The organism is Superficieibacter sp. HKU1 (genome assembly GCF_029319185.1).
Taxonomy (GTDB): domain Bacteria; phylum Pseudomonadota; class Gammaproteobacteria; order Enterobacterales; family Enterobacteriaceae; genus Superficieibacter.
In genome coordinates this window covers 3,540,951-3,565,492 of record NZ_CP119754.1, presented here as the reverse complement: position 1 = coordinate 3,565,492, position 24,542 = coordinate 3,540,951, and the positions used below count along the sequence as shown (strand labels likewise).

Annotated in this window: 22 protein-coding genes; 14 read left to right on the top strand and 8 right to left on the bottom strand. The window is 58.3% G+C overall.

All coding sequences use genetic code 11. From position 1 onward, the window contains the following. Position 1: 1 nt before the first annotated feature. Positions 2–352 (bottom strand): hydrogenase maturation nickel metallochaperone HypA, encoded by a 351-nt coding sequence (gene hypA / locus P0H77_RS16925; protein ID WP_276158464.1) that lies wholly within the window; start codon positions 350–352, stop codon positions 2–4. A 210-nt stretch (positions 353–562) separates the two neighbouring features. On the opposite strand from hypA, the gene hycA reads away from it, so the two are divergent. The 9 genes from hycA (at position 563) to hycI (ending at position 8,390) form a co-directional block, all read left to right on the top strand. After that, positions 563–1,030, top strand: a complete 468-nt coding sequence (hycA, locus tag P0H77_RS16920) for a formate hydrogenlyase regulator HycA (RefSeq protein ID WP_276158463.1) — start codon at positions 563–565, stop codon at positions 1,028–1,030. Between the two features lie 82 nt (positions 1,031–1,112). Next, positions 1,113–1,721 (top strand): 4Fe-4S dicluster domain-containing protein, encoded by a 609-nt coding sequence (locus tag P0H77_RS16915; RefSeq protein ID WP_276158462.1) that lies wholly within the window; start codon positions 1,113–1,115, stop codon positions 1,719–1,721. Beyond that, on the top strand, positions 1,718–3,565 hold the full coding sequence (hycC, locus tag P0H77_RS16910; protein WP_276158461.1) for a formate hydrogenlyase subunit 3: 1,848 nt from the start codon (positions 1,718–1,720) through the stop codon (positions 3,563–3,565). Before P0H77_RS16915 ends, hycC begins: the two co-directional genes overlap by 4 nt. A 2-nt stretch (positions 3,566–3,567) precedes the next feature. Continuing rightward, positions 3,568–4,494 (top strand): respiratory chain complex I subunit 1 family protein, encoded by a 927-nt coding sequence (locus P0H77_RS16905; protein WP_176919301.1) that lies wholly within the window; start codon positions 3,568–3,570, stop codon positions 4,492–4,494. Between the two features lie 12 nt (positions 4,495–4,506). Next, positions 4,507–6,216, top strand: a complete 1,710-nt coding sequence (gene hycE, locus P0H77_RS16900) for a formate hydrogenlyase subunit HycE (RefSeq protein ID WP_276158460.1) — start codon at positions 4,507–4,509, stop codon at positions 6,214–6,216. Between the two features lie 9 nt (positions 6,217–6,225). Continuing rightward, positions 6,226–6,768, top strand: a complete 543-nt coding sequence (locus P0H77_RS16895) for a formate hydrogenlyase complex iron-sulfur subunit (RefSeq protein ID WP_276158459.1) — start codon at positions 6,226–6,228, stop codon at positions 6,766–6,768. Then, positions 6,768–7,535: an NADH-quinone oxidoreductase subunit B family protein gene (locus P0H77_RS16890; RefSeq protein WP_276158458.1), complete on the top strand. Its 768-nt coding sequence runs from the start codon at positions 6,768–6,770 to the stop codon at positions 7,533–7,535. The genes P0H77_RS16895 and P0H77_RS16890 overlap by 1 nt, the downstream gene beginning before the upstream one ends. Further along, positions 7,532–7,942, top strand: a complete 411-nt coding sequence (locus tag P0H77_RS16885; protein ID WP_276158457.1) for a formate hydrogenlyase maturation HycH family protein — start codon at positions 7,532–7,534, stop codon at positions 7,940–7,942. The genes P0H77_RS16890 and P0H77_RS16885 overlap by 4 nt, the downstream gene beginning before the upstream one ends. Then, positions 7,935–8,390: a hydrogenase maturation peptidase HycI gene (hycI, locus tag P0H77_RS16880; protein ID WP_276158456.1), complete on the top strand. Its 456-nt coding sequence runs from the start codon at positions 7,935–7,937 to the stop codon at positions 8,388–8,390. The genes P0H77_RS16885 and hycI overlap by 8 nt, the downstream gene beginning before the upstream one ends. A gap of 150 nt (positions 8,391–8,540) precedes the next feature. On the opposite strand, the gene P0H77_RS16875 is transcribed toward hycI, so the two are convergent. Both P0H77_RS16875 and ascF read right to left on the bottom strand, forming a co-directional pair. After that, on the bottom strand, positions 8,541–9,968 hold the full coding sequence (locus P0H77_RS16875; protein WP_276158455.1) for a 6-phospho-beta-glucosidase: 1,428 nt from the start codon (positions 9,966–9,968) through the stop codon (positions 8,541–8,543). Next, positions 9,965–11,425, bottom strand: a complete 1,461-nt coding sequence (gene ascF, locus P0H77_RS16870; RefSeq protein ID WP_276158454.1) for a PTS cellobiose/arbutin/salicin transporter subunit IIBC — start codon at positions 11,423–11,425, stop codon at positions 9,965–9,967. The genes P0H77_RS16875 and ascF overlap by 4 nt, the downstream gene beginning before the upstream one ends. Before the next feature lie 243 nt (positions 11,426–11,668). Here ascF and P0H77_RS16865 point away from each other — a divergent pair, with 243 nt between their 5' ends. From P0H77_RS16865 to hypF, 4 genes are all read left to right on the top strand, one after another. Then, on the top strand, positions 11,669–12,682 hold the full coding sequence (locus P0H77_RS16865) for a LacI family DNA-binding transcriptional regulator (protein WP_276158453.1): 1,014 nt from the start codon (positions 11,669–11,671) through the stop codon (positions 12,680–12,682). Between the two features lie 145 nt (positions 12,683–12,827). Next, a complete protein-coding gene (gene hydN, locus P0H77_RS16860) occupies positions 12,828–13,373 on the top strand; it encodes an electron transport protein HydN (RefSeq protein WP_276158452.1) in 546 nt (181 codons plus the stop codon). Positions 13,374–13,409: 36 nt separating this feature from the next. Next, positions 13,410–15,560: a formate dehydrogenase subunit alpha gene (gene fdhF, locus P0H77_RS16855; RefSeq protein WP_276158451.1), complete on the top strand. Its 2,151-nt coding sequence runs from the start codon at positions 13,410–13,412 to the stop codon at positions 15,558–15,560. Positions 15,561–15,570: 10 nt separating this feature from the next. Beyond that, positions 15,571–17,856 (top strand): carbamoyltransferase HypF, encoded by a 2,286-nt coding sequence (gene hypF / locus P0H77_RS16850; protein ID WP_276158450.1) that lies wholly within the window; start codon positions 15,571–15,573, stop codon positions 17,854–17,856. 175 nt (positions 17,857–18,031) lie between these two features. On the opposite strand, the gene norW is transcribed toward hypF, so the two are convergent. Continuing rightward, complete coding sequence (gene norW / locus P0H77_RS16845; protein WP_276158449.1) at positions 18,032–19,165, bottom strand: NADH:flavorubredoxin reductase NorW; 1,134 nt, start codon at positions 19,163–19,165, stop codon at positions 18,032–18,034. Further along, positions 19,162–20,601, bottom strand: a complete 1,440-nt coding sequence (norV, locus tag P0H77_RS16840) for an anaerobic nitric oxide reductase flavorubredoxin (protein WP_276165164.1) — start codon at positions 20,599–20,601, stop codon at positions 19,162–19,164. The genes norW and norV overlap by 4 nt, the downstream gene beginning before the upstream one ends. A 185-nt stretch (positions 20,602–20,786) precedes the next feature. On the opposite strand from norV, the gene norR reads away from it, so the two are divergent. Then, a complete protein-coding gene (gene norR, locus P0H77_RS16835; RefSeq protein ID WP_276158448.1) occupies positions 20,787–22,304 on the top strand; it encodes a nitric oxide reductase transcriptional regulator NorR in 1,518 nt (505 codons plus the stop codon). Here norR and gutQ read toward each other — a convergent pair. The 3 genes from gutQ to gutM form a co-directional block, all read right to left on the bottom strand. Beyond that, positions 22,301–23,266 (bottom strand): arabinose-5-phosphate isomerase GutQ, encoded by a 966-nt coding sequence (gene gutQ, locus P0H77_RS16830; protein ID WP_276158447.1) that lies wholly within the window; start codon positions 23,264–23,266, stop codon positions 22,301–22,303. The genes norR and gutQ overlap by 4 nt on opposite strands. Further along, the gene (locus P0H77_RS16825; RefSeq protein WP_276158446.1) at positions 23,259–24,032 is read right to left on the bottom strand and encodes a DNA-binding transcriptional repressor; all 774 of its coding nucleotides are present in this window, start codon (positions 24,030–24,032) and stop codon (positions 23,259–23,261) included. The genes gutQ and P0H77_RS16825 overlap by 8 nt, the downstream gene beginning before the upstream one ends. 66 nt (positions 24,033–24,098) lie before the next feature. Then, positions 24,099–24,458, bottom strand: a complete 360-nt coding sequence (gutM, locus tag P0H77_RS16820; protein ID WP_276158445.1) for a transcriptional regulator GutM — start codon at positions 24,456–24,458, stop codon at positions 24,099–24,101. Between the last annotated feature and the right edge of the window lie 84 nt (positions 24,459–24,542).

The following is a 24,542-nucleotide window of genomic DNA, read 5'->3' as shown; positions in this document are numbered from 1 at the left end:
TTTACTCCTGATCGATTTCGAGGCGCTGGATCTGCAAGCCATCGTCGGCAACGATGCGCAACGTGTCGCTCTGACACTGCGGGCAGCGGCGAACGTGCTGCGACACCAGATGTACATACTGCTGGCAGCGTTCGCACCAGCATTCCGCCTGTTGTTCTTCAACGTGCAGTTTACAGCCTTCCGCCAGCGTGCCGCGGCAGACCAGATCAAAACAAAAGGTGAGAGCGGCAGGTTCCACGCAGGAAAATGCGCCTACTTTGAGCCAGACGCCGGTAACGCGTTTTGCGCCGTGCGACGCGGCCTGCTGTTCAATAATTTCCAGCGCCCGCTGGCAGAGGGTGATTTCGTGCATAGCGCCTCCCGTACAAGATGGCCTGCTAATGCAATAACAGTGCCAGTTACGGAAAATCCATTACCGCCCTCTGTCGGTGACGATGTCGAGATGACGAAATGACATGTCAATATATCGAAGGCATCTATAAAAAAGTATATAAATCATTAGCTTAAAAACTGGCATGGAAAGTGCTTATCAGGCTGGTCTCTTTTAACCGGGTAACCTGACATGACTATTTGGGAAATTAGCGAGAAGGCCGATTACATCGCTGATCGACACCGCCGCCAGCAGGATCAGTGGCGTAACTACTGCAACGCTTTGGTTCAGGGGCTGACATTGTCCAAAGCCCGCCTGCATCACGCGATGAGCTGCGCGCCGGAAAAAGATCTCTGTTTTGTGCTGTTCGAGCACTTCACGATTTACGTCACTTTAGCCTCCGGCTTTAACAGTCACACCATCGAATACTACGTTGAAACGAAGGATGGTGATGATAAGCAGTTGATTGCACAGGCTGAATTGAGCAGCGACGGCAAAGTAGACGGCCGCATTGATAGCCGGGATCGTGAGCAAGTGCTTGAACACTATCTGGACAAAATCGCCGCTGTTTATGACGGCCTGTACGCTGCGGTAGAAAACGATCTTCCTGTTGATTTGCGCCAGCTGGTGAGCAAACAGGGACAGGCCACGCTGGCCTGAAGTTGCGCATGCCGACAGGTGACGAGAATGACACCTGTCGGCATGTTTTCGTCAAAAATGACTATCACCTGAGGAATGCCTGGTGAATCGTTTTGTAATTGCTGACTCCACCGTCTGCATCGGCTGCCGCACCTGTGAGGCAGCTTGTGCAGAAACGCATCGGCAGCACGGTCTGCAAGCCATGCCGCGCCTGCGAGTGATGCGTAATGAAAAAGAATCTGCTCCGCAGATGTGCCACCACTGTGAAGACGCGCCGTGCGCCGGAGTTTGTCCGGTCAACGCTATTACGCGTGTCGACGGTGCGGTACAGCTGAATGAGAGCCTGTGCGTAAGCTGCAAACTGTGCGGCATCGCCTGTCCGTTTGGCGCGATTGAATTTTCCGGCAGCCGACCGCTGCATATTCCGGCTAATGCCAATACGTCGAAAGCGCCGCCAGCGCCTCCCGCGCCAGCGCGCGTCAGTACGCTGCTGGACTGGGTGCCGGGCGTACGCGCGATTGCCGTGAAGTGCGATCTGTGCAGTTTCGACGAGCAGGGACCCGCCTGCGTACGTACCTGTCCAACCAACGCGCTGATGCTGGTGAACAACCGCGACATTACGCTTGCCAGCAAACGTAAGCGTGCACTGACGATGAATACCGACTTCGGCGATCTGTCGCTGCTTCAGTCGCAGAACGGGGAGGCGAAATGAACGCGGCGTCTTTAGTTAGCCAGGCGGTGCTCTGGTATGTCATCAGCGCGGTGCTGGCGCTGGTATTTTGCGCCTGGAAACGGGTGAGCGGGGCGATTGCCGGGATCGGCGGCGCGGTGGCCAGCGCGATGACGGCGGTGGCCGGGTTTATGACGCTGATCGCCTGGCTATCCGCAGGCGCGGAAGGCGTGTGGAATGACATCGTCATCCCCGTCGTCCACGTAAACCTGCATCTGACAGGAATAAGCGCCGTGTGGCTGGTGGCGCTTGGCTTATCGGCGCTGTTCGTCAGCGTATTTAACATTCACTGGCATCACCATCCGCAGGTGAAATCTAACGGCTTGCTGATCAATGTGCTGATGGCGGCTGCCGTATGCGCGGTCACCTCAAAAAATCTGGGGACGCTGGTGGTCATGGCAGAAATTATGGCGCTGTGCGCCGCCTTTCTTACTGGCTGTACGCAATCCGGCAAGCTGTGGTTTGTGCTGGGGCGCCTGGGTACTCTCCTGCTGGCGATCGCCTGCTGGCTGGCATGGCAGCGCTATGGTTCGCTGAATTTCAGCCTTATTCACTCGCGCGTTTTACAACAACCGTTGGGCAGCGATATCTGGCTGCTGGGGGTGATTGGATTTGGCCTGCTGGCGGGGGTGATCCCGCTACACGGTTGGGTTCCGCAGGCTCACGCTAATGCCAGCGCACCCGCGGCGGCTCTGTTTTCCACGGTGGTGATGAAAGTAGGCCTGTTCGGGATACTGGTATTTTCAACGCTGGAAATCAATGTACCGCTGTGGTGGGGCGTCGCGCTGCTTGTTCTGGGCATGCTGACGGCGTTTGTCGGCGGCCTGTATGCGCTGATGGAGCACAATATCCAGCGCCTGCTGGCATATCATACCCTGGAAAATATCGGCATTATTCTGCTCGGTTTTGGGGTTGGCGTGACGGGAATAGCACTACGCTCACCGCTGATGACGGTGCTGGGGTTTACCGGCGGACTCTATCACCTGGTGAACCACAGCCTGTTCAAAACCACGCTGTTCCTCGGCGCGGGCGCGGTATGGTTCCGCACCGGTCATCGCGACATCGAAAAACTTGGCGGTATCGGCAAAAAAATGCCGCTGATTTCGCTGGCGATGCTGGTGGGACTGATGGCGATGGCCGCGCTGCCGCCGTTGAACGGCTTTGCCGGCGAATGGGTCATTTATCAATCCTTCTTCAAACTCAGCGGCAGCGACGTCTTTATTGGTCGCCTGCTGGGGCCGTTGCTGGCGGTAGGCCTGGCGATCACCGGCGCGTTAGCCGTGATGTGTATGGCAAAAGTTTACGGCGTCACTTTCCTCGGCGCGCCGCGCACGAAGGAAGCCGAAAATGCGACCGCCGCACCGTGGCTGATGACGCTCAGCGTGGTGCTGGCGGCGATGTGCTGCATTGTGGGTGGGGTAGCCGCGCCGTGGCTGCTGCCGCTCATCGGAAATCTCTTCCGGTTGAACGCCGAACCTGCAACCTCGGTGGTTTCACAGCCGATGATAGCCCTGCTACTGATCGCCTGTCCGCTGCTGCCGTTCATCATCATGCTGATTTTCAAACGCGATCGCCTGGCGAACCGTTCACGCGGTCCGGCCTGGGTGTGCGGTTACGATCACGAGCAGTCAATGGTGATTACCGCCCACGGCTTTGCCATGCCGGTGAAAGAAGCGTTTGCGCCGGTGCTTAAGCTGCGTAAATGGCTGAATCCGGTGCGCTTTATTCCCGGCTGGCAGTGCGACTGCACCGCTGTTCTGTTCCGCCGCATTGCGCTGGTTGAGCTGGCGGTGCTGGTCGTCGTTGTGGTTACGCGAGGAGCCTGAAAATGACCTATGTTCTTGCTTTACTTCAGGCGCTGGCGCTGTTCGCCTTCGCGCCGCTGCTCTCCGGCATCACCCGCGTGGCGCGCGCCCGGATGCATAACCGCCGCGGGCCTGATGTGCTTCAGGAGTACCGCGACATCATCAAACTGCTGGGCCGTCAGAGCGTCGCTCCTGCCGCCTCCGGCTGGGTATTCCGCGCCACACCGTTTGTGATGGCAGGCGTGATGCTGACCATCGCCGCCGCGCTGCCGGTGGTGACGGTCGCCTCCCCGCTGCCGCAGCTGGGCGATCTGATCACCCTTATCTACCTGTTCGCGGTGGCGCGTTTCTTCTTCGCCATTTCCGGCCTCGATACCGGCAGTCCGTTTACCGCCATCGGCGCGAGCCGTGAAGCGATCCTCGGCGTGCTGGTGGAGCCGATTCTGCTGCTCGGTCTGTGGGTCGCGGCGCAGGTGGCAGGTTCGACGCACATCAGCAGCATCACCGACACCATTTACCACTGGCCTGCCGCGCGCAGTATTCCGCTGATCCTCGCGCTGTGCGCCTGCGCGTTCGCCACCTTTATCGAAATGGGCAAACTGCCCTTTGACCTCGCGGAAGCGGAGCAGGAGCTACAGGAAGGCCCGCTGTCGGAGTACAGCGGCAGCGGTTTCGGGGTGATCAAGTGGGCCATTAGCCTGAAACAGCTGGTGGTACTGCAAATGTTTGTCGGCGTGTTTATCCCGTGGGGACAAATGACCAGCTTCAGCGCGGGCGGTCTGCTGCTGGCGATTGTAGTTGCTGTGGTTAAGGTCATCGTCGGCGTGCTGGTTATCGCGCTCTTTGAAAACAGCATGGCGCGTCTGCGTCTGGACATCACCGGGCGCATTACCTGGGCCGGGTTTGGTTTTGCCTTTTTAGCTTTCGTCTCCCTGCTGGCGGCGTTTTAAGAGAGTTTATTTATGTCTGAACAAAAAATCGGTCAACATTATCTCGCCGCGCTGCACGAGGCTTTTCCCGGCGTGGTGCTGGACGAAGCGTGGCAGACCAAAGACCAAATTACGGTCACCGTGAAGGTGAACTATCTGCCGGAAGTGGTCGAGTTTCTGTATTACAAACAGGGCGGCTGGCTGTCGGTGCTGTTTGGCAACGATGAGCGTCCGCTGTGCGGCAATTACGCCGTCTATTACGTGATGTCGATGGAGCAGGGGACGAAATGCTGGATCACCGTGCGCGTTGACGTTGACGCCAGCACGCTGGAGTTCCCCTCCGTCACGCCGCGCGTTCCCGCCGCCGTCTGGGGCGAGCGTGAAGTGCGCGATATGTACGGTCTGATCCCGGTTGGCCTGCCGGACGAGCGTCGCCTGGTGCTGCCGGACGACTGGCCGGACGATCTCTATCCGCTGCGTAAAGACAGCATGGATTATCGTCAGCGTCCCGCGCCGACTACCGATGCCGAAACCTATCAGTTCATCAACGAGCTGGGCGACAAGAAAAACAACGTGGTGCCGATTGGCCCGCTGCACGTCACCTCCGATGAACCGGGTCACTTCCGCCTGTTCGTTGACGGTGAAAATATTATTGATGCCGATTACCGCCTTTTCTACGTCCATCGCGGTATGGAAAAGCTGGCGGAAACCCGGATGGGCTATAACGAAGTCACTTTCCTGTCGGACCGCGTGTGCGGCATCTGCGGCTTTGCGCACAGCACGGCGTACACCACCTCCGTTGAGAATGCGATGGGCATCGTGGTACCGGAACGCGCGCAGATGATCCGCGCCATTCTGTTAGAAGTGGAGCGTCTGCACTCGCATCTGCTGAACCTCGGTCTCGCCTGCCACTTTACCGGCTTTGACTCCGGCTTTATGCAGTTCTTCCGCGTGCGCGAAGCGTCGATGAAAATGGCGGAGATCCTGACCGGGGCGCGTAAAACCTACGGCCTGAACCTGATCGGCGGCATTCGTCGCGATCTGCTGAAGGACGATATGATCCAGACCCGCCAGCTCGCGCAACAGATGCGACGTGAGGTGAAAGAGCTGGTCGATGTACTGCTCAGCACGCCGAACATGGAACAACGCACCGTTGGCGTGGGCCGCCTTGACCCGGAGATCGCCCGCGATTTCAGCAACGTCGGTCCGATGGTGCGCGCCAGCGGCCACGCTCGCGATACCCGCGCCGATCATCCGTTTGTCGGTTACGGTCTGCTGCCGATGGAAGTGCATAGCGAGCAGGGCTGCGACGTTATTTCACGCCTGAAAGTGCGTATCAACGAGGTATTTACCGCGCTGAATATGATCGACTATGGCCTCGATAACCTGCCGGGCGGTCCGCTGGCGGTCGAGGGCTTTACCTATATTCCCAACCGCTTTGCCCTCGGTTTTGCCGAAGCGCCGCGCGGCGATGACATCCACTGGAGCATGACCGGCGACAACCAGAAACTGTACCGCTGGCGCTGCCGGGCGGCCACCTATGCTAACTGGCCGACCCTGCGTTATATGCTGCGCGGCAACACCGTCTCCGACGCCCCGCTGATTATCGGCAGTCTCGATCCCTGCTACTCCTGTACCGACCGCATGACCGTGGTCGACGTGCGCAAGAAGAAGAGCAAAGTGGTGCCGTACAAAGAACTTGAGCGTTACAGCATTGAGCGTAAAAACTCGCCGCTGAAATAAGGAATCGCCATGTTTACCTTTATCAAAAAAGTCCTCAAAACCGGCACAGCGACGTCCTCTTATCCGCTGGAGCCGATTGCCGTCGATCCTAATTTTCGCGGCAAGCCGGAGCATAATCCGCAGCAGTGCATCGGCTGCGCGGCCTGCGTTAATGCCTGCCCGTCGAATGCGCTGACGGTGGAAACCGATCTCGCGACCGGCGAACTGGCGTGGCAATTCAACCTCGGGCGCTGCATCTTCTGCGCCCGCTGTGAAGAAGTGTGCCCGACGGCGGCGATCACCCTCTCCCAGGAGTACGAACTGGCGGTGTGGAAAAAAGACGATTTCCTTCAGCAGTCCCGCTTCGCGCTGTGCAGCTGCCGCGTCTGCAACCGTCCTTTTGCGGTTCAGAAAGAGATCGACTACGCCATTGCGCTGCTTGCGCACAACGGTAACAGCCGCGCGGAACAACACCGCGACAGCTTTGAGACCTGCCCGGAATGCAAGCGCCAGAAATGTCTGGTGCCGTCCGACCGTATTGAACTGACTCGCCATATGAAAGAGGCCAGCTGATGAGCAATTTATTAGGCCCGCGTGACGCCAACGGCATTCCTGTGCCGATGACGGTAGATGAATCCATCGCCAGCATGAAAACCTCGCTGCTGAAAAACATCAAGCGTTCAGCCTACGTTTATCGCGTGGACTGCGGCGGCTGTAACGGCTGCGAAATTGAGATTTTCGCCTCTATTTCGCCGCTGTTCGATGCCGAACGCTTTGGTATCAAAGTGGTCCCCTCGCCGCGCCACGCCGATATCCTGCTGTTCACCGGTGCCGTGACCCGCGCCATGCGTTCCCCCGCGCTGCGCGCCTGGCAGTCCGCGCCGGACCCGAAAATTTGTATTTCCTACGGGGCCTGCGGCAACAGCGGCGGTATCTTCCACGACCTGTACTGCGTCTGGGGCGGCACTGACAAAATCGTGCCGGTGGACGTTTATATTCCCGGCTGCCCGCCGACGCCTGCCGCCACGCTGTACGGCTTCGCGATGGCGCTCGGCCTGCTGGAGCAAAAAATCCACGCCCACGCACCGGGTGAACTCGATGAGCAGCCTGCTGAAATTTTGCATCCGGATATCGTTCAGCCACTGCGCGTCAAGGTTGATCGCGCCGCGCGTCGTCTGGCGGGCTACCGCTACGGCCGCCAGATCGCCGACGATTATCTGCGCCTGGTCGGCCAGGGCGAACACCAGGTATCGCGCTGGCTGGAAGTGGAAAACGATCCTCGTCTCACCGAGATCGTTACCCAACTGAATCAGGTTGTTGAAGAGGCGCGTATCCGATGAGCGAAACGGTGGTGTTCAGTCAGCTGAGCCGTAAATTTATTGACGAGAACGATGCAACGCCCGCCGAGGCGCAGCAGGTGGTCTATTACAGCCTGGCGATTGGTCACCACCTCGGCGTGATCGATTGTCTGGAGGCGGCCCTGACCTGCCCGTGGAATGATTATCTGGCGTGGATCGGCACCCTGGAAGCGGGCAGCGAGGCGAGGCGCAAAATGGAAGGCGTGCCGAAATACGGTGAGATCGTCATCGATTTTAACCATATTCAGATGCTGGCGCACGCGTTCGACAATGCGCTCGCGATGCAAACGCCGCAGCAGCAGGAATGGAGCAAACTGATGCTCAGCATGCTGCATGATATTCATCAGGAAAGCGCCATCTATCTGATGGTGAGGAGACATCGTGACTGACGTTTTATTGTGTGTCGGCAACAGTATGATGGGCGACGACGGCGCGGGGCCGCTGCTGGCGGAAATGTGTGCCGCTAATCCGCAGGGCGACTGGGTTGTTATCGACGGCGGCAGCGCGCCGGAAAATGATATTGTCGCCATCCGCGAACTGCGCCCGCAACGCCTGCTGATTGTCGATGCCACCGACATGGGGCTCAACCCTGGTGAAATCCGCATTATCGACCCGGACGACATCGCCGAAATGTTTATGATGACCACCCACAATATGCCGCTCAACTATCTGATCGATCAGCTGAAAGAGGATGTGGGCGAGGTGATTTTTCTCGGCATTCAGCCGGATATTGTTGGGTTTTATTACCCGATGACCCAGCCGATCAAGGACGCGGTAGAAACCGTTTATGCCCGGTTGGCCGACTGGCAGGGTGAGGGTGGTTTCGCCCAGCTCTGAGTCGGCGGTATAATGCCCGGTGGCGCTGCGCTTACCGGGCCTACGGTCGATGTAATCATTTGTAGGCCGGATAAGGCGAAGCCGCCATCCGGCATTACAACGCCGCTATGGGTTTCCTGCCCGGCAGCATTGCGCCACCGGGCAACGCCATCAATCCAAATCCGCCCCGTTGCTGGCAATCACTTTCTTATACCACCAGAACGATTTCTTGCGTTTGCGATCCAGCGTGCCGTGACCCGCGTCGTCGCGGTCGACATAAACGAAGCCGTAACGTTTGCTCATTTCGCCGGTGGAGGCCGCTACCAGGTCGATACAGCCCCAGGTGGTGTAGCCGATAACCGGTACGCCGTCTGCAATGGCCTCGCCCATTGCGCGGATGTGTTCGCGCAGGTAGCTGATGCGGTAATCATCTTCGATCTCGCCCTCGGCATTGATTTTATCGTGCGCGCCAAGGCCGTTTTCGACTAAAAAAAGCGGTTTCTGGTAACGGTCATACATCATATTCATGGTGATGCGCAGGCCGAGCGGATCGATGCCCCATCCCCATTCGCTCACCTGAATATGCGGATTGCGCAGCGATTTGACGATATTTGCCGCATTAGTGTTCTGCGCGTTCATCTCCGCCGACGCGCAGCGCGAGGCATAATAGCTGAAGGAGACAAAATCCACGGTGTTTTTCAGGATCTCGTCGTCGCCCACCTCTTTGACAATCGCAATCCCTTTCTCCCGGAATACGCGGGCCGCATAGGCGGGATAAGCACCGCGCGCCTGCACGTCGATAAAGAACAGATTTTCCCGGTCTTTTTCCAGCGCCATCCACACATCTTCCGGCTTGCAGGAGTAGGGATAGAAATTACCGCCCGCCAGCATGCAGCCGACCTGGTTGTGCGGATTAATTTCATGGGCGATTTTGGTCGCCAGCGCGCTCGCCACCAGCTCGTGATGGGCGGCCTGATATTTCACCTGCTCCTGATTATCGCCCTCTTCAAACACCAGCCCGGCACCGGAGAAGGGGCTGTGCAGCATGATGTTGATTTCATTAAAGGTCAGCCAGTATTTCACCAGCCCGTTAAAGGCTTCAAAACAGGTGCGCGCATAGCGGGCAAAGAAGTCGACCATCTTGCGGTTGCGCCAGGATCCGTATTCCGTCACCAGATGCATCGGCACGTCGAAATGGCACAGCGTCACCAGCGGTTCAATGCCGTACTTTTTGCACTCCTCAAAAACCGCGCGGTAAAAGGCAATACCTTCTTTATTCGGCATCGGTTCGTCGCCATTAGGGTAGAGACGGCTCCAGGCAATCGAAGTGCGGAAGACGGTAAAGCCCATCTCCGCCATCAGCGCGATGTCCTCTTTATAGCGGTGATAAAAATCAATCGCCTGATGGCTCGGATAATATTCATCCTCGCGCAGGGTAAAGCGCTTCTCCTGCCCGAGCTTAACGGGCAGGCGGTTCTTGCCGTGCGGGATCATATCGACGGTGGTTAACCCTTTACCGCCCTCCAGATACGCGCCTTCAGACTGGTTGGCGGCCATTGCGCCGCCCCATAAAAAATCGTGTGGGAAGGGAGATGTCATGCATTACCTCGCTCAGTATCCATGTTGTGAATGTGATTTTTTTCAGATGCTGCTTTCTGGCGATCCTCTTCTTCGACCGGAATATCGTCGAAGCCCAGCACCAGGGTCAGAATAAAAGAGAGTACCACTGCCAGCGCCATCACGCCGAATACCCAGAAGATTGTCATTGGCCTGGCGGGATCGAAAAATTGTACGCTGGTAAATAGCCCCGGCGCGGCCATCGAATGACTGGCCAGCCCGGCGATACCCGCCACCGCGCCGCAGATAAAGCCGCTGATCAGGCTGGCAATCAGCGGGCGTTTCAGGCGGATCGCCACGCCGTACAGCGCGGGTTCCGAGATGCCCGCCATAATCGCCGATGCCGCCGCGGCCAGCGCCGTCTGCCGCAGTTCCGGATTTTTGGTTTTCCAGGCAACGGCCAGCGAAGAACCGCCCAGCGAAAGATTGGCACCAATTTCTGACGGCATCACCATGCCTTCTTTCCCGGTTTCGGCAATGGTCTGAATAATGGTCGGCGTAAAGACGCGGTGCATCCCGGTCATTACCAGTAACGGCCACAGCGCGCCCATGATCGCCACCGACAGCCAGCCGAGATAATCGTGAACCGTGTACACCAGCGCGGAAATCGCGCTGCCGATCCAGATACCGATCGGGCCGATAAGCAGGATCGCCAGCGGCGCGGCAATCAGCACGATCAGCATCGGTTTAAGGAAGTTTTTGGTCACCGCCGGGGTAATGCGATCTACCCAGCGTTCGATATACGACAGGCACCAGGTCATTACCAGCGCCGGGATCACCGTGTAGGTGTATTTCACCGCCGTCACCGGGATCAGCGCGAACTCCACGTGTTCCCCCTGCGCGGCTTTTGCCATCAGGTCGATAAAGCTCGGGTGCACCAGCACGCCCGCGATAGCAATCGCCAGCGACATATTGGTTTTGAATTTCACCGCCGCCGACGCTGCCACCATCAACGGCAGGAAGAAGAATGCGCCGTCGCCAATGACCGTCAGGATGGTTAACGTCGGCGAGCCTTTTGTCAGCACGCCGGTCATCTCAAGGATCATCGCCAGCAGTTTGACCATTGAACCGCCGATGATCGCCGGGATCAGCGGCGACATGGTGCCGATCAGCGCGTCGAGGATCCCCGCGCCGATGCGCCGCAGCGTTAGCGGCGGTTTCCCCACCGGTTCCATCGGCTGCATATTTTGCGGCAGCAGGCTGACCACTTCGCGATACGCCTGCGACACGGTGTTGCCGATAATCACCTGACACTGATTGTCGTTACGTACCACGCCAAGGACGCCGCTGATACTTTTCAGGGTGGCGCTATCAATTTGTGTCTCGTCTTTGACTACAAAACGCAGGCGCGTCATGCAGTGGGTGACTGCCGCAATGTTATCTGCTCCGCCCAGCGCGGAGACCACCGAGCGGGCCAGTGGCGCATAGTTCTTAGCCATCGGATCTCTGTCCTGTTTTTCATTAAACGGCATAAACGCCGTTGAAGAGTGATTAAATTTTGTATAGGAAACCGGTTCCACATCAGGGTGATGAGTTTGCATTTCTCAGGCAAGATCTAATTTTTTTATGTTATAGAATTGTGATGTAGATCGCTTTGAGTTGCATGACGCTCACTGGCCATCGCTGTAAATTTACAGTGGGTGAAGTACACTCGGCACATCTTATAAAAAGGGACGGGCGATATGGCGACGATGCTGGAAGTGGCGAAGCGGGCAGGGGTGTCGAAAGCGACGGTTTCACGCGTGCTGACAGGCAACGGCTATGTCAGCCAGGAGACCAAAGATCGCGTTTTCCAGGCCATTAAAGAGAGCGGCTACCGGCCTAATTTACTGGCGCGCAGCCTGGCAACCAAATCCACGCAGACCATCGGACTGGTGGTGACCAATACGCTGTATCACGGCGTCTATTTTAGCGAACTGCTGTTTCACGCCGCGCGAATGACCGAAGATAAGGGACGCCGGTTAATCCTTGCCGACGGTAAACACAGCGCCGACGAGGAGCGCGAGGCGATTCAGTACCTGCTCGACCTGCGCTGCGATGCGATTATTATCTATCCACGTTTTCTGAGCGTGGATGAGATGGATGACATTATTCAGAGCCATAGCCAGCCGATTATGGTGATTAACCGCCGCCTGCGCCGTCACCGTAGCCATTGCGTCTGGTCCGATCAAAAAGCGTCAAGTTTTCACGCCGTCTCCCATATCATTGCGCTCGGCCACCGTGATATCGCGTTTATCACCGGTTCGCTGGATTCGCCGACCGGCACTGAACGTCTTGCCGGCTATAAAGAGGCGCTCAGTCAGAACGGGATTGCTATTCGTAACGCGCTGATTGTCGAAGGTAAATGGACGCCTGCGACCGGCGCTGCGGGGGTGGAAACGCTGCTTGCACGCCAGGTGCCGTTTTCCGCGCTGGTTGCCAGTAATGACGATATGGCAACCGGCGCGATTAAGCAGCTGCACCAGCAGGGCGTCCGCGTGCCGGAGCAGGTGTCGGTACTGGGTTTCGATGATACCGCGTTTGCGCCGTATCTTATTCCCTCCCTGTCCAGCGTCAAAATTCCGGTGACGGAGATGATTAAAGAAACCATCAGCCGCCTGATTTTTATGCTCGACGGCGGCGAGTTTAATTATCAGCAAACTTTTCCCGGCGAGCTTATCGTGCGCGACTCTCTCGTACCCGCTCCAGGGGCCTGATGCTCGTCAGCTGTCATCGTCACTTGTGTCGATGACAGCGCCCAAACGCGGCTTCTTAATTAAATACATATAAAAATCAATGTTTTAATAATTGGCGCGAATTATGCATTCTCCAGCGCGTTATCAGCCATTACTGGAGAGTTTGATGAACCGTTTCATCATTGCTGACGCGAGCAAATGCATTGGTTGTCGCACCTGCGAAGTCGCCTGCGTGGTATCCCATCAGCAGGATCAGGATTGGGCGGCCCTGACGCCGCAAAATTTCCTGCCGCGTATTCACGTTATTAAAGGGGTCAATGTTTCCACGGCCACCCTGTGCCGCCAGTGCGAGGATGCGCCCTGTGCCAACGTCTGCCCGAACGGCGCAATTAGCCGGGACAAGGGCTTCGTTCACGTGATGCAGGAGCGCTGCATCGGCTGTAAAACCTGCGTTGTCGCCTGCCCTTATGGCGCGATGGAAGTGGTTTTGCGACCGGTGGTGCGTAACAGCGGCAGTGCGCTGAACGTGCGCGCGGAGAAAGCCGAGGCCAACAAATGCGATCTTTGCCACCATCGTGAAGAAGGCCCGGCCTGTATGGCTGCCTGCCCAACGCACGCGCTGGTCTGCGTTGACCGCAATAAACTTGAGCAGTTAAGCGCGGAAAAACGTCGTCGCACGGCGCTGGATACTGCATCCTCCCTGATATTTTAAATCCCAATCGTTTCACTTTTAACAGGTCTGTTACTGATGAAAAAAATTACGAGCGTATGTCCTTACTGCGGCGCTGGCTGCAAACTGAAGCTGGTTGTTAAAAATAATCGTATTATCCGCGCGGAAGCGGCGGACGGTAAAACGAACCAACATGAACTTTGTCTGAAGGGCTATTACGGTTGGGATTTTCTGAACGATACGAAACTACTGACGCCACGCCTGAAGCAGCCGATGATCCGCTATGAAAAGGGCGGCAAATTTACGCCAGTAAGCTGGGATGAAGCCATTCGCTATACCGCGAAACGGTTGAGCGATATCAGGCAAAAATACGGTCCGCGCGCCATTATGACCACCGGGTCATCGCGCGGCACCGGAAACGAAACCAACTATGTGATGCAGAAATTCGCCCGTGGCGTGCTGCATACCAATAATGTCGACTGCTGTGCCCGCGTGTGCCACGGGCCGTCGGTCGCCGGATTGCAGGAGACGCTCGGTAACGGTGCCATGAGCAACTCCATTGGCGATATCGAAAACTCGCGCTGTCTGCTGGTTTTCGGCTACAACTGCGCCGATTCGCATCCGATCGTTGCTCGCCGGGTGATAAAAGCCAAACAGAACGGGGCCAAAATTATCGTTTGCGATCCGCGGCGTATTGAAACCGCGCGCATCGCCGATCAATATCTGCAAATTAACAACGGCTGCAATATGGCGCTGGTCAATGCGTTTGCCTACGTGCTGCTGGAAGAAGAACTCTACGATAAAGAATACGTGGCGCGTCATACCACCGGACTGGACGCGTACCGCGAGCAGGTGCAGGATTACGCGCCGGAAGCGGTAGAGCATCTGACCGGCGTGTCAGCGCAGCAGATCCGTCAGGCGATGCGCACTTACGCCGCCGCGCCGTCCGCCACTATTATGTGGGGGATGGGCGTAACGCAGTTTGGTCAGGCGGTGGATGTGGTGAAAGGGTTGTCCAGCCTGGCGTTAATGACCGGCAATTTAGGGCGTGAAAAAGTCGGCGTGGGTCCGGTCCGCGGGCAGAATAACGTGCAGGGCGCGTGCGATATGGGCGTGCTACCCAATCAGTTCCCCGGCTATCAGGATGTGGTCGATCCCGCGGTGCGGGCGAAATTCGCCAACGCCTGGGGCATCGACGTTAATCAAATGGATGATAAGGTCGGGGTGCGGATCACCGAGGTGCCGCATCTGGCGCTGGAAGGCAAGATCAAAGCTTACTACATCATGGGGGAAGATCCGCTTCAGACCGAAGCTGATTTAGGGTTAGTGCGTAAAGGCTTCGAGGCGCTCGACTTTGTGGTGGTGCAGGATATCTTTATGACCAAAACCGCCGAGCAGGCCGATGTGCTGCTGCCCGCGACCTCGTGGGGCGAGCACGGCGGGGTCTTTACCTGCGCCGATCGCGGCTTCCAGCGTTTCGAAAAAGCCATTGAGCCGAAGTATAACGTCAAGCGCGACTGGGAAATTGTCAGCCTGCTGGCCAGCGAAATGGGCTACCCGATGCATTACGACAATAACCAGCAAATCTGGGACGAAATGCGCGAGCTGTGCCCGCTGTTCTACGGCGTGACGTATGAAAAAATGGGCGACATGGGGCACGTTCAGTGGCCGTGTCCAACGCTGGATCACCCCGGTACGCCGTATCTGTATGAAGGTAATAAATTCTCCACGCCGGACGGTAAAGGGCATCTGTTTGCTGCCCCGTGGCGCGCGCCTGCCGAACGCCCTGACGAGGCGTATCCGCTGGTATTGTGTACCGTGCGTGAAGTGGGGCACTACTCCTGCCGCTCGATGACCGGCAACTGCGCCGCCCTGCAAACGCTGGCTGACGAGCCGGGTTTTGTGCAAATCAATCCGCTTAACGCAGAACAGCTGGGCGTGCGGGATGGACAGCTGGTGTGGGTCGAATCCCGTCGTGGTAAAGTGATCACCCGCGCCAGCGTCAGCGAGCGTATCAACCAGGGCAGCGTCTATATGACCTACCAGTGGTGGATTGGTGCCTGTAACGAACTGACGCAGGATAATCTGGATCCCATCTCCAAAACGCCGGAAACCAAGTATTGCGCGGTAAAAGTGACGGCGATTGCCGATCAGCGGCAGGCGGAAGAGTACGTGCAGACCACCTACAGCAACATGAAAGGGCGGCTGTGCGAAGCAATAACGGAGTAACCATAGCGCGATGAGTCACAGCGGCGTGCAAATCCGGGTGCGCGGTAAAGTCCAGGGGGTGGGTTTCCGCCCCTTTGTCTGGCAGGTCGCGCAGCGGCTACAGCTAAAAGGCGACGTCTGCAATGACGGCGCTGGCGTGGTGGTGCGGCTGTTGGGGAGCGCCGACGCGTTTCTTGCGCAGCTCAACCAGAACTGCCCGCCGCTGGCGCGTATTGATCGGACCGACATCCTGGCAATGCATTGGGACGTTATACCGGTAGATTTTACTATTCGCCAAAGCGCGGCGGGGAGCATGAGCACGCAGATTGTTCCCGATGCCGCCACCTGTCCGGCGTGTCTGGCGGAAATGAACGATCCGCGAGAGCGCCGCTACCGCTATCCGTTTATTAACTGCACCCACTGCGGACCGCGTTTCACCATTATTCACGCCATGCCCTACGATCGTCCTTTCACGGTAATGGCGAATTTTCCCCTGTGCCCACAGTGCGAGGCGGAGTACCGCAACCCTAACGATCGTCGCTTTCATGCGCAACCGGTGGCGTGCGCAGAGTGCGGTCCCTGGCTGTCGTGGTGCGTCAAAGGCGAAACGCTGCATCGCGAGGCGGCGCTACAGGCGGCGATTAAACAGCTTCAGACGGGCGGTATCGTGGCGATCAAAGGTACAGGAGGATTTCACCTGGCCTGCGATGCGGGCAACGCCCGCGCCATCGCCACCCTGCGCGCCCGCAAACATCGCCCGGCCAAACCGCTGGCGGTGATGATTGCCGATACACCCCACTTACCTGATGAAGCAAGCCGGCTACTGCATACTCCCGCCGCCCCGATTGTGCTGATGAAGAAAAACAGCGTGAGCGGCCTGTGCGAGGGGATCGCGCCGGGGCTTGCTGAAGTGGGCGTGATGCTGCCTGCTAACCCGGTCCAGCATCTGTTAATGCAGGCGCTGGGCCGCCCGCTGGTGATGACATCCGGAAACGTCAGCGGCAAACCGCCTGCGCTGAGCAATGCGCAGGCACTGACGGATCTAGCGGATATCGCCGACGGGTTTTTACTGCATAACCGCGACATCGTGCAGCGGATGGACGACTCGGTAATGCGCCAGAGCGGGGAGATGCTGCGCCGTTCGCGCGGTTACGTCCCGGATGCGCTGACGTTACCGCCGGGTTTTCACGACGTTCCGCCGCTGCTTTGCCTCGGCGCGGATCTTAAAAATACCTTCTGCCTGGTGCGTGGTGAACAGGCGGTGCTCAGCCAGCATTTTGGCGACCTCACGGATGAAGGCGTTGAGGCGCAGTGGCGGCAGTCGCTACAGCTGATGCAGGCCATCTATGATTTCACCCCGCAGGCGGTGGTTGCCGACGCGCATCCGGGCTATCACTCTTCGCAGTGGGCTGCCGCACACGATCTTCCTCATCAAACGGTGCTTCATCACCACGCCCATAGTGCCGCTTGTCTGGCCGAGCACCGCTGGCCGCTGGACGGCGGCGATGTGATAGCGCTGGCGCTGGACGGCATCGGCATGGGCGAGAACGGTGCATTATGGGGCGGCGAATGCCTGCGGGTAAATTATCGGGAATGTGAGCATCTCGGCGGTTTGCCTGCCGTCGCGCTGCCCGGCGGCGATCTGGCGGCACGTCAGCCGTGGCGTAATCTGCTGGCGCAGTGCCTGGCGTTTGTTCCGGAGTGGGAGCGTTATCCGGAAACGGCGGGGGTACGGGCGCAGAACTGGCCGCTGCTGGCGAGAGCCATTGCGCGCGGGCTTAACGCGCCGCTGGCCTCTTCGTGTGGACGACTGTTTGATGCAGTGGCCGCAGCGCTGGGAGAGGTAACGGCGTTGTCCGATGGCGAGACTTTGCGGACGGGCGGCACGTCGAATTCATTGAGCAAGGTATCGACAGCATTAAGCTACGAAGGGGAGGCGGCCTGCATGCTGGAGGCGCTGGCCGCGACCTGTGATGCGGTTCAGCATCCGGTCACAATGCCTGTGACTGAAAATCGGCTCGATTTAGCTACCTTCTGGCGTCAGTGGCTTAACTGGCAGGCCACGCCCGCCGAACGCGCCTGGGCGTTTCACGACGCGCTGGCTGCGGGGTTTGCCTCGCTGATGCGCGAGCAGGCGCAAAGGCGGGGGATTTCCACGCTGGTATTCAGCGGCGGCGTGCTGCATAACCGTCTGTTGCGTAAGCGGCTGGGTTTTTATCTCGCTGACTTTGATCTGCTTTTTCCGCAGCAGTTTCCGGCCGGCGACGGCGGTATTGCGCTGGGGCAGGCGCTGGTTGCCGCGGCACGGTTGATGTAAACAACGGTGGCGCCTGAGCCGGAATGCCTGATGGCGCTGCGCTTATCAGGCCTGCGGTTTCAGCTTGCACGGTAAGTTTCCGGTCGGCATCGCTGGGGCAGTTTGTAGGCCGGATAAGGCGCAGCCGCCATCCGGCATCCGCGCTCCGGTCAGTCTGCAACGCGGGGAAAATGCCTCATGCGGCCAGCGCTTTGAGCAAGGCAAACGCCTCTTTCATCCGATCTTCGCTAACCACAAACGCGCGCAGCCGCTCATCCGCATCCATACCTTTTGCCACCATCCCCTGCGCATCGACAGCGATTTGCCAGCGCAAATCCTCACGCCGGGTTTCTCCCGCCAGATGCAGCGGCAGATCCGGTGTCTTCACCTTCACCAGCATCGCCGGAAGCTTCAGCTCGCCGCCCGTGGCGATCAGGGTCTTCGCCAGGCACATGGCGCTTAGCATAATGGGTTGCAGGAAGGGCAGCACCATGCCGTTAATCTCCGCGCAGTCTCCCAGCGCAAAGATCGTGGCGTCGTTGGTTTGCAGCGAACTGTTGACCACGATCCCGCGGTTGACCGCCATGCCAGCGCGCCGTGCGAGAGTGGTTTCCGGGCGCAGGCCCGTCGCGGCAACCACCGCATCCACCTCAATCACCCGCTGGCGGTCGAGGGTGGCGCGAATGCCGCTGGTCGTTTGTTCCAGCGAGACCAGCTGCGACTTCAGCAGCAGATGCACATCGCTTTCCGTCAAACGATGTTGCAGGCGGCTGCTGACTTCCGGCGGCATCAGCGAGGCCAGAATGCTGGCGGCGCTGTCAATCAGCGTCACCGCCTTGCCCGCGCGGCAAAAATCCATTGCCAGCTCGGTGCCGATCAGTCCGCTGCCGACGATCAGCACCCGTTTTGCGTCGCGCAGCGTGGTTTGTGCCGCGCGGTACTCCTGCTGGCTATTGAGCGTCAGCATCAGTTCATGGCCGGGCACCGGCGGCACGAAGGCCGCCGCCCCGGTCGCCAGCACCAGCTTGTCGTACTGCCACTGGCGATCCTGACTCAACACCCGGCGATTGGCCGCGTCGATATCGGTAACGCGGGTATGCGGAAACAGGCGCAGGTCGTACTGTTCGGCAAACTCGCCTGCCGTTTGCAGCGTCAGTTCATCGGCATGCAGACCCCGGCTGATCACATGGCTGAGATCCGGTTTGTTGTACTCGTCCATGCTGTCCGCCGCGATCAGCGTTAACGGTACGCTGGTGTCCTGCTTGCGGATATTTTTCACCAGCTGACGGGCCGCAAAGCCCGAGCCGATAATCACTATGCCGTGGTTCATACCGCCTCCGTCGCCAGTGCGTCAAAGACATCTTTACCCAATGAGCATTCCGGGCACAGGAAATCCTCCGGCACGTCACTCCAGGGCGTGCCTGGCGCGACGTTCTGCATCGGTTCGCCGGTTTGCGGATCGTAAATCCACTGGCATACGCTGCACTGCATGCACGGACCCAGGTCGGTAGCGGCGCTGGCGCACGTCTCCTGCGGCGGAGCCATCGCCGGTCTGGCTTCCGGCAGCGGAGCGAGCGCCCACTGGCGGGCGATATCGCGACCGTGCTGACGGCACACCTCCAGCGCGTCAAGGTCCGGACGCCATTTGGCTTTCAGGCTCAGCGACATTTCCAGACCGGCATCCTGCAAACGGGTGGAGAGGCGATCCACCGCGCCGCCGCTCCAGCCGTGAGAGCCGAAAGCGCTGGCGCGTTTGTTGCGAAAACGCAGCCCGGTGATCTCTTCGACCAGCCCGGCTATTTTCGGCATCATCACGTTGTTCATCGTGGAGGTCCCCACCAGCACGCCTTTTGAGCGGAAGACGTTGGTCAGGATCTCGTTTTTATCGCTGCGGGCAACGTTAAAGATTTTCACCGCCACGTTCGGGTCCACTTCGTTGATACCCTGGGCGATGGCATCCGCCATCATGCGGGTGTTGTTCGACATGGTGTCGTAGAAAATGGTGATCCGATCTTCCTGATAATCCGCCGCCCATTTTAGGTACAGCTCAACGATTTGCGTCGGATTATCGCGCCACACCACGCCGTGCGAGGTGGCAATCATATCGACCGGCAGGTTAAAGCCGAGGATTTCAGTAATTTTTGGCGTCACCAGACGGCTGAACGGCGTCAGGATGTTGGCGTAGTAGCGCTGGCACTGTTCGAACAGCTCGGTCTGATCGACTTCATCATTAAACAGGCGTTCGTCGCAGTAGTGCTGGCCAAAGGCGTCGTTGCTGAACAGCACCGCGTCGCCGGTCATATAGGTCATCATGCTGTCCGGCCAGTGCAGCATCGGCGTTTCAACGAAGATCAGCTGCTTGCCGTTGCCGATATCCAGCGCATCACCGGTTTTCACCACGTTGAAGTTCCACTCCGGGTGATGATGGTGGCCGTTAATGGAGTCAATCGCGTTGGCGGTACAGTAAATCGGGGTATGCGGAATATTAGACATCAGTTCGGTCAGCGCACCGGCGTGATCTTCTTCCGCGTGGTTAATCACGATGTAATCGATTTTCGCCAGATCGATCTTCGTGCGCAGGTTCTGCACGAACTCGCGGCTGAATTTGTGATCGACGGTATCGATCAGAACGTTTTTTCCTTCCTGGATCAGATAACTGTTGTAGCTGCTGCCGCGCAGCGTTTTATATTCGGTGCCGTGAAAATCACGTACTTCCCAGTCACGTTGCCCCACCCACTGAATATTATTTTTTACCAGAATAGCCATCATAACCTCTATCGTAAGCTGAATATTGATCAAAGATGTATAGCTATAATCAATAAGCGTGCCAGTTTTTAAGCGCATGTTTATATTGGATAATATAATTAACGCTTGTATTGGTGATGTCAAAATGACTATCATCATGACGGTCAATATGACAAAGCGAATAGTCAAAAAGACAATGAGGTGGGATGGGCTTTTCGGTTGAAGTACTGGCGAAGATCGCCATTGAATTGCAGCGCGATATCGGCCATCAGGATCGTTTTGCGCGACTGATCGCCACGCTGCGACAGGCGCTGGGCTGCGATGCTTCGGCGCTGCTGCGCTATGAGGCGCACCAGTTTATTCCGCTGGCGATCGACGGGCTGGCGCAGGATGTGCTTGGGCGGCGGTTTGCGCTGGCCGGGCATCCGCGTCTGGAAGCGATTGCCCGCGCGGGTGACGTGGTGCGGTTCCCGGCAGACAGCGATTTGCCCGACCCTTACGACGGTCTGATCCCCGGTCAGGAGAGTCTGAAGGTACACGCCTGCGTCGGACTGCCGCTGTTCGCCGGGCAAAATCTGATCGGCGCGCTGACCCTCGACGGCATGTCCGCCGACCGCTTTGATAATTTCAGCGATGAAGAACTGCGGCTGATCGCCGCGCTGGTGGCGGGCGCGCTGAATAATGCGCTCCTGATTGCCCAGCTTGAAAGCCAGAACGTGTTGCCGGGCGAGACGCGCGGTTACGGGCAGACGGCGGGGCAGGAGATGATCGGCCTGTCGGACAATATGACGCAGCTGAAAAAAGAGATCGCCATCGTCGCGGCCTCGGACCTCAATGTGCTGATCGGCGGAGAAACCGGTACGGGTAAAGAGCTGGTGGCGAAAGCCATCCACGAAGGATCGCCGCGCGGGGCCAGTCCGCTGGTCTACCTTAACTGCGCAGCGCTGCCGGAGAGCGTGGCGGAGAGCGAGCTATTCGGGCATGTTAAGGGGGCGTTTACCGGCGCGATTAGCAACCGCAGCGGTAAATTTGAGATGGCGGATAACGGCACGCTGTTCCTTGATGAAATAGGCGAGCTGTCGCTGGCGTTACAGGCCAAGCTGCTTCGCGTATTGCAGTATGGCGATATTCAGCGGGTCGGAGACGATCGCAGCCTGCGGGTCGACGTGCGCGTGCTGGCAGCGACCAACCGCGATCTGCGCGAAGAGGTGCTGGCCGGACGTTTTCGCGCCGACCTGTTTCATCGGCTGAGCGTGTTTCCGCTTTCGGTGCCGCCGCTACGCGAAAGAGGGGAGGATGTCATCCTGCTGGCGGGCTATTTTTGCGAGCAGTGCCGCGCCCGGCTTGGGCTGTCGCGGGTCGTGTTAAGCCCCGGCGCGCGGGCGCATCTGCTGAGCTACGGCTGGCCGGGCAACGTGCGCGAACTGGAGCACGCCATCCACCGGGCGGTGGTGCTGGCGCGGGCCGCAACAACGGATGAAGAGGTCGTGCTGGAGGCGCAGCATTTTGCGCTGCATGATGAACCCGCCGCGCCCGCCGCCGCCAGCGTTCAGCCCCCGACCGCGGGCGCCAATCTGCGCGACGCGACCGAACGCTTTCAGCGGGAGTTGATTACCCGCGCGCTGGGGCAAAGCGAGGGTAACTGGGCGGCCAGCGCCAGGCTGCTGGAAACGGACGTCGCCAACCTGCACCGGCTGGCGAAACGTCTGGGGTTAAAATCCTAGAGGATACCGGCCTGGTAGAAATCCTGCAGGTTAATCGCGCCAGTGAGTTTACCCTGAGCGTCCACCACCGGCGCGGCAGTAATTTTGCGCTTCATCAGGATCTCTTTAGCATCAACGGCGCGGCTGTCGGCCTGAAGCGTAATGCCGCCCCGGGTCATCGCCCCGCCAACGTCAGCGGTTAACGCGCCGCCGCCTACCAGCCAGCGGCGCAGATCGCCGTCGGTAAACACGCCCTGTACCCGTGCGTCGTCGTCGCAGACCGCCACCAGCCCAAGCCCGGTGCGGCTGAGTTCCATCATCGCGTCCATCACGCTGGTGGTCAGTTTTACATGCGGGATAGCCGCGTCGCGGCGCATCAAATGGTGAACCTTATTCAGCAACCGTGCGCCCAGCGCGCCCGCCGGATGCGAACGGGCAAAATCTTCCTCATTAAAACCGCGAGCCTGCATCACCGCCATCGCCAGCGCATCGCCCATCATCAGGGTATTGACCGTGCTGGAGGTGGGCGCAAGATGCATCGGGCAGGCTTCGCGTTCGACGGAAATATCCAGCACCGCCGAGGCTGCCAGCGCCAGCGGCGAGCGGGATTTGCCGGTCATCGCCAGCAGCGTCACCGCCTTTTCCTGCAAGCGCGGGATAATCAGATCCAGCTCTTTGGCGCTGCCGGAATAGGAGATAAACAGCAGCACGTCGCGGCTTTCGATCATGCCCAGGTCGCCGTGCAGCGCCTCCGCCGGATGGACGAAAAACGCCGGGGTGCCGGTGCTGGCAAGCGTCGCGGCGATTTTTTTACCAATATGTCCCGACTTGCCCATTCCGGAGACAATCACTTTTCCGCCGCAGTGGATAATGGTATTGGCGGCGCGAATAAAATTATCGCCCAGCCGGTCGGCGAGGCGGCTGGCTTCCTGTAGCTCCAGCTGTAACGTCTGACGGCCCGCGTCCAACAGAAACTCACTCATGCTCTTCTCCGGTAATAATGACTTCAATGCCTTTTTCTTCCAGCGCCTGACGAAACGCCGGGGTAATCCCCGCGTCGGTGATCAGTTTATTAACCCGCTCCAGACCACAGACGATGTTAGGGCTTTTGCGGCCAAATTTTGATGAATCCGCCATCAGGATAATTTCACGCGCGGCGGCGCACATGGCGTTACTGACGCTAAAGACTTCGTTAAACGTCGTCACGCCCGCGTTCAGATCGATGCCGTCGGTGCCCATAAAGAGCTTATCAAAACTGAAATGCTGGAAGGCGTTCTCGGCGAGCTGGCCGTGAAAAGAGGCGGATTTTTTGCGAAAGGTGCCGCCGGGCATCAGGATGGTCTGCTCATTATCCAGCTCCGACAGCGCATTGACGATATGCAGGCTGTTCGTCATCACCGTAATGTTATTAAAACGGCTCAGCAGCGGTACCATCTGCAATACGGTACTGCCCGCGTCCAGAATGATGGAGTCGCCATCGTGGATAAACGTTACCGCGCTTTCGGCGATCAGCGCTTTTTTATGCGTGTTGATCAGCGTCTTGTGATCGATAGGCGGATCGGCTTCATCTTTATTCAGCACGACGCCGCCATAGGTGCGAATGACGGTTCCCGCATTTTCCAGCATCACCAGATCTTTGCGGATCGTCGTGCCGGTGGTGTCAAAGTGCTGTGCCAGTTCCTCCACCGAGCATTTTCCCTGCTTTTGCAGATGTTCAAGGATAGCGGCCTGGCGCTGACGTGGTTTCATAGGCGTGGATACCCGAATTAAGTTGCGAAGTGATAATTTCGCAAGCTATTAGCGTTCACAACGAAATTACCCATGTTTCAGTTTAAGCGCCAATGATAGTGCATTCTGACAGAGCGGATCTTGTGGAAAGATCACATCAGGCTTTAATTGCCGGAGATATTTGCCCTCAAGCGCGGCAATTTTGCCCGGACGGGCGAAAACGGTGAGGCCGCGCATGATCAGGGAGCCGCAAACTTGATCGTCTTCATTAAGCGCGATGGCGATAACGACTCTGGGTTTAAAGCGGCCACCGGAGCGCCCGACGCCGACGCGACCCTGCTGGCAGAGCCTGTCGAAGGCGCGGTTAAAACGCCAGATTTGCCAGCCGCCGAGGGCCAGCTGGCTGAGCCAGGCGATGATGGCGACGGTGATCAGGGCGGCAACCATGGTTAACTCCTCTTTTGTGGTAGGCCGAATGAAACGCCTTCGGCCTTGGGGGTAAGCCATGCCGGGCGGCGCTGCGCTTGCCCG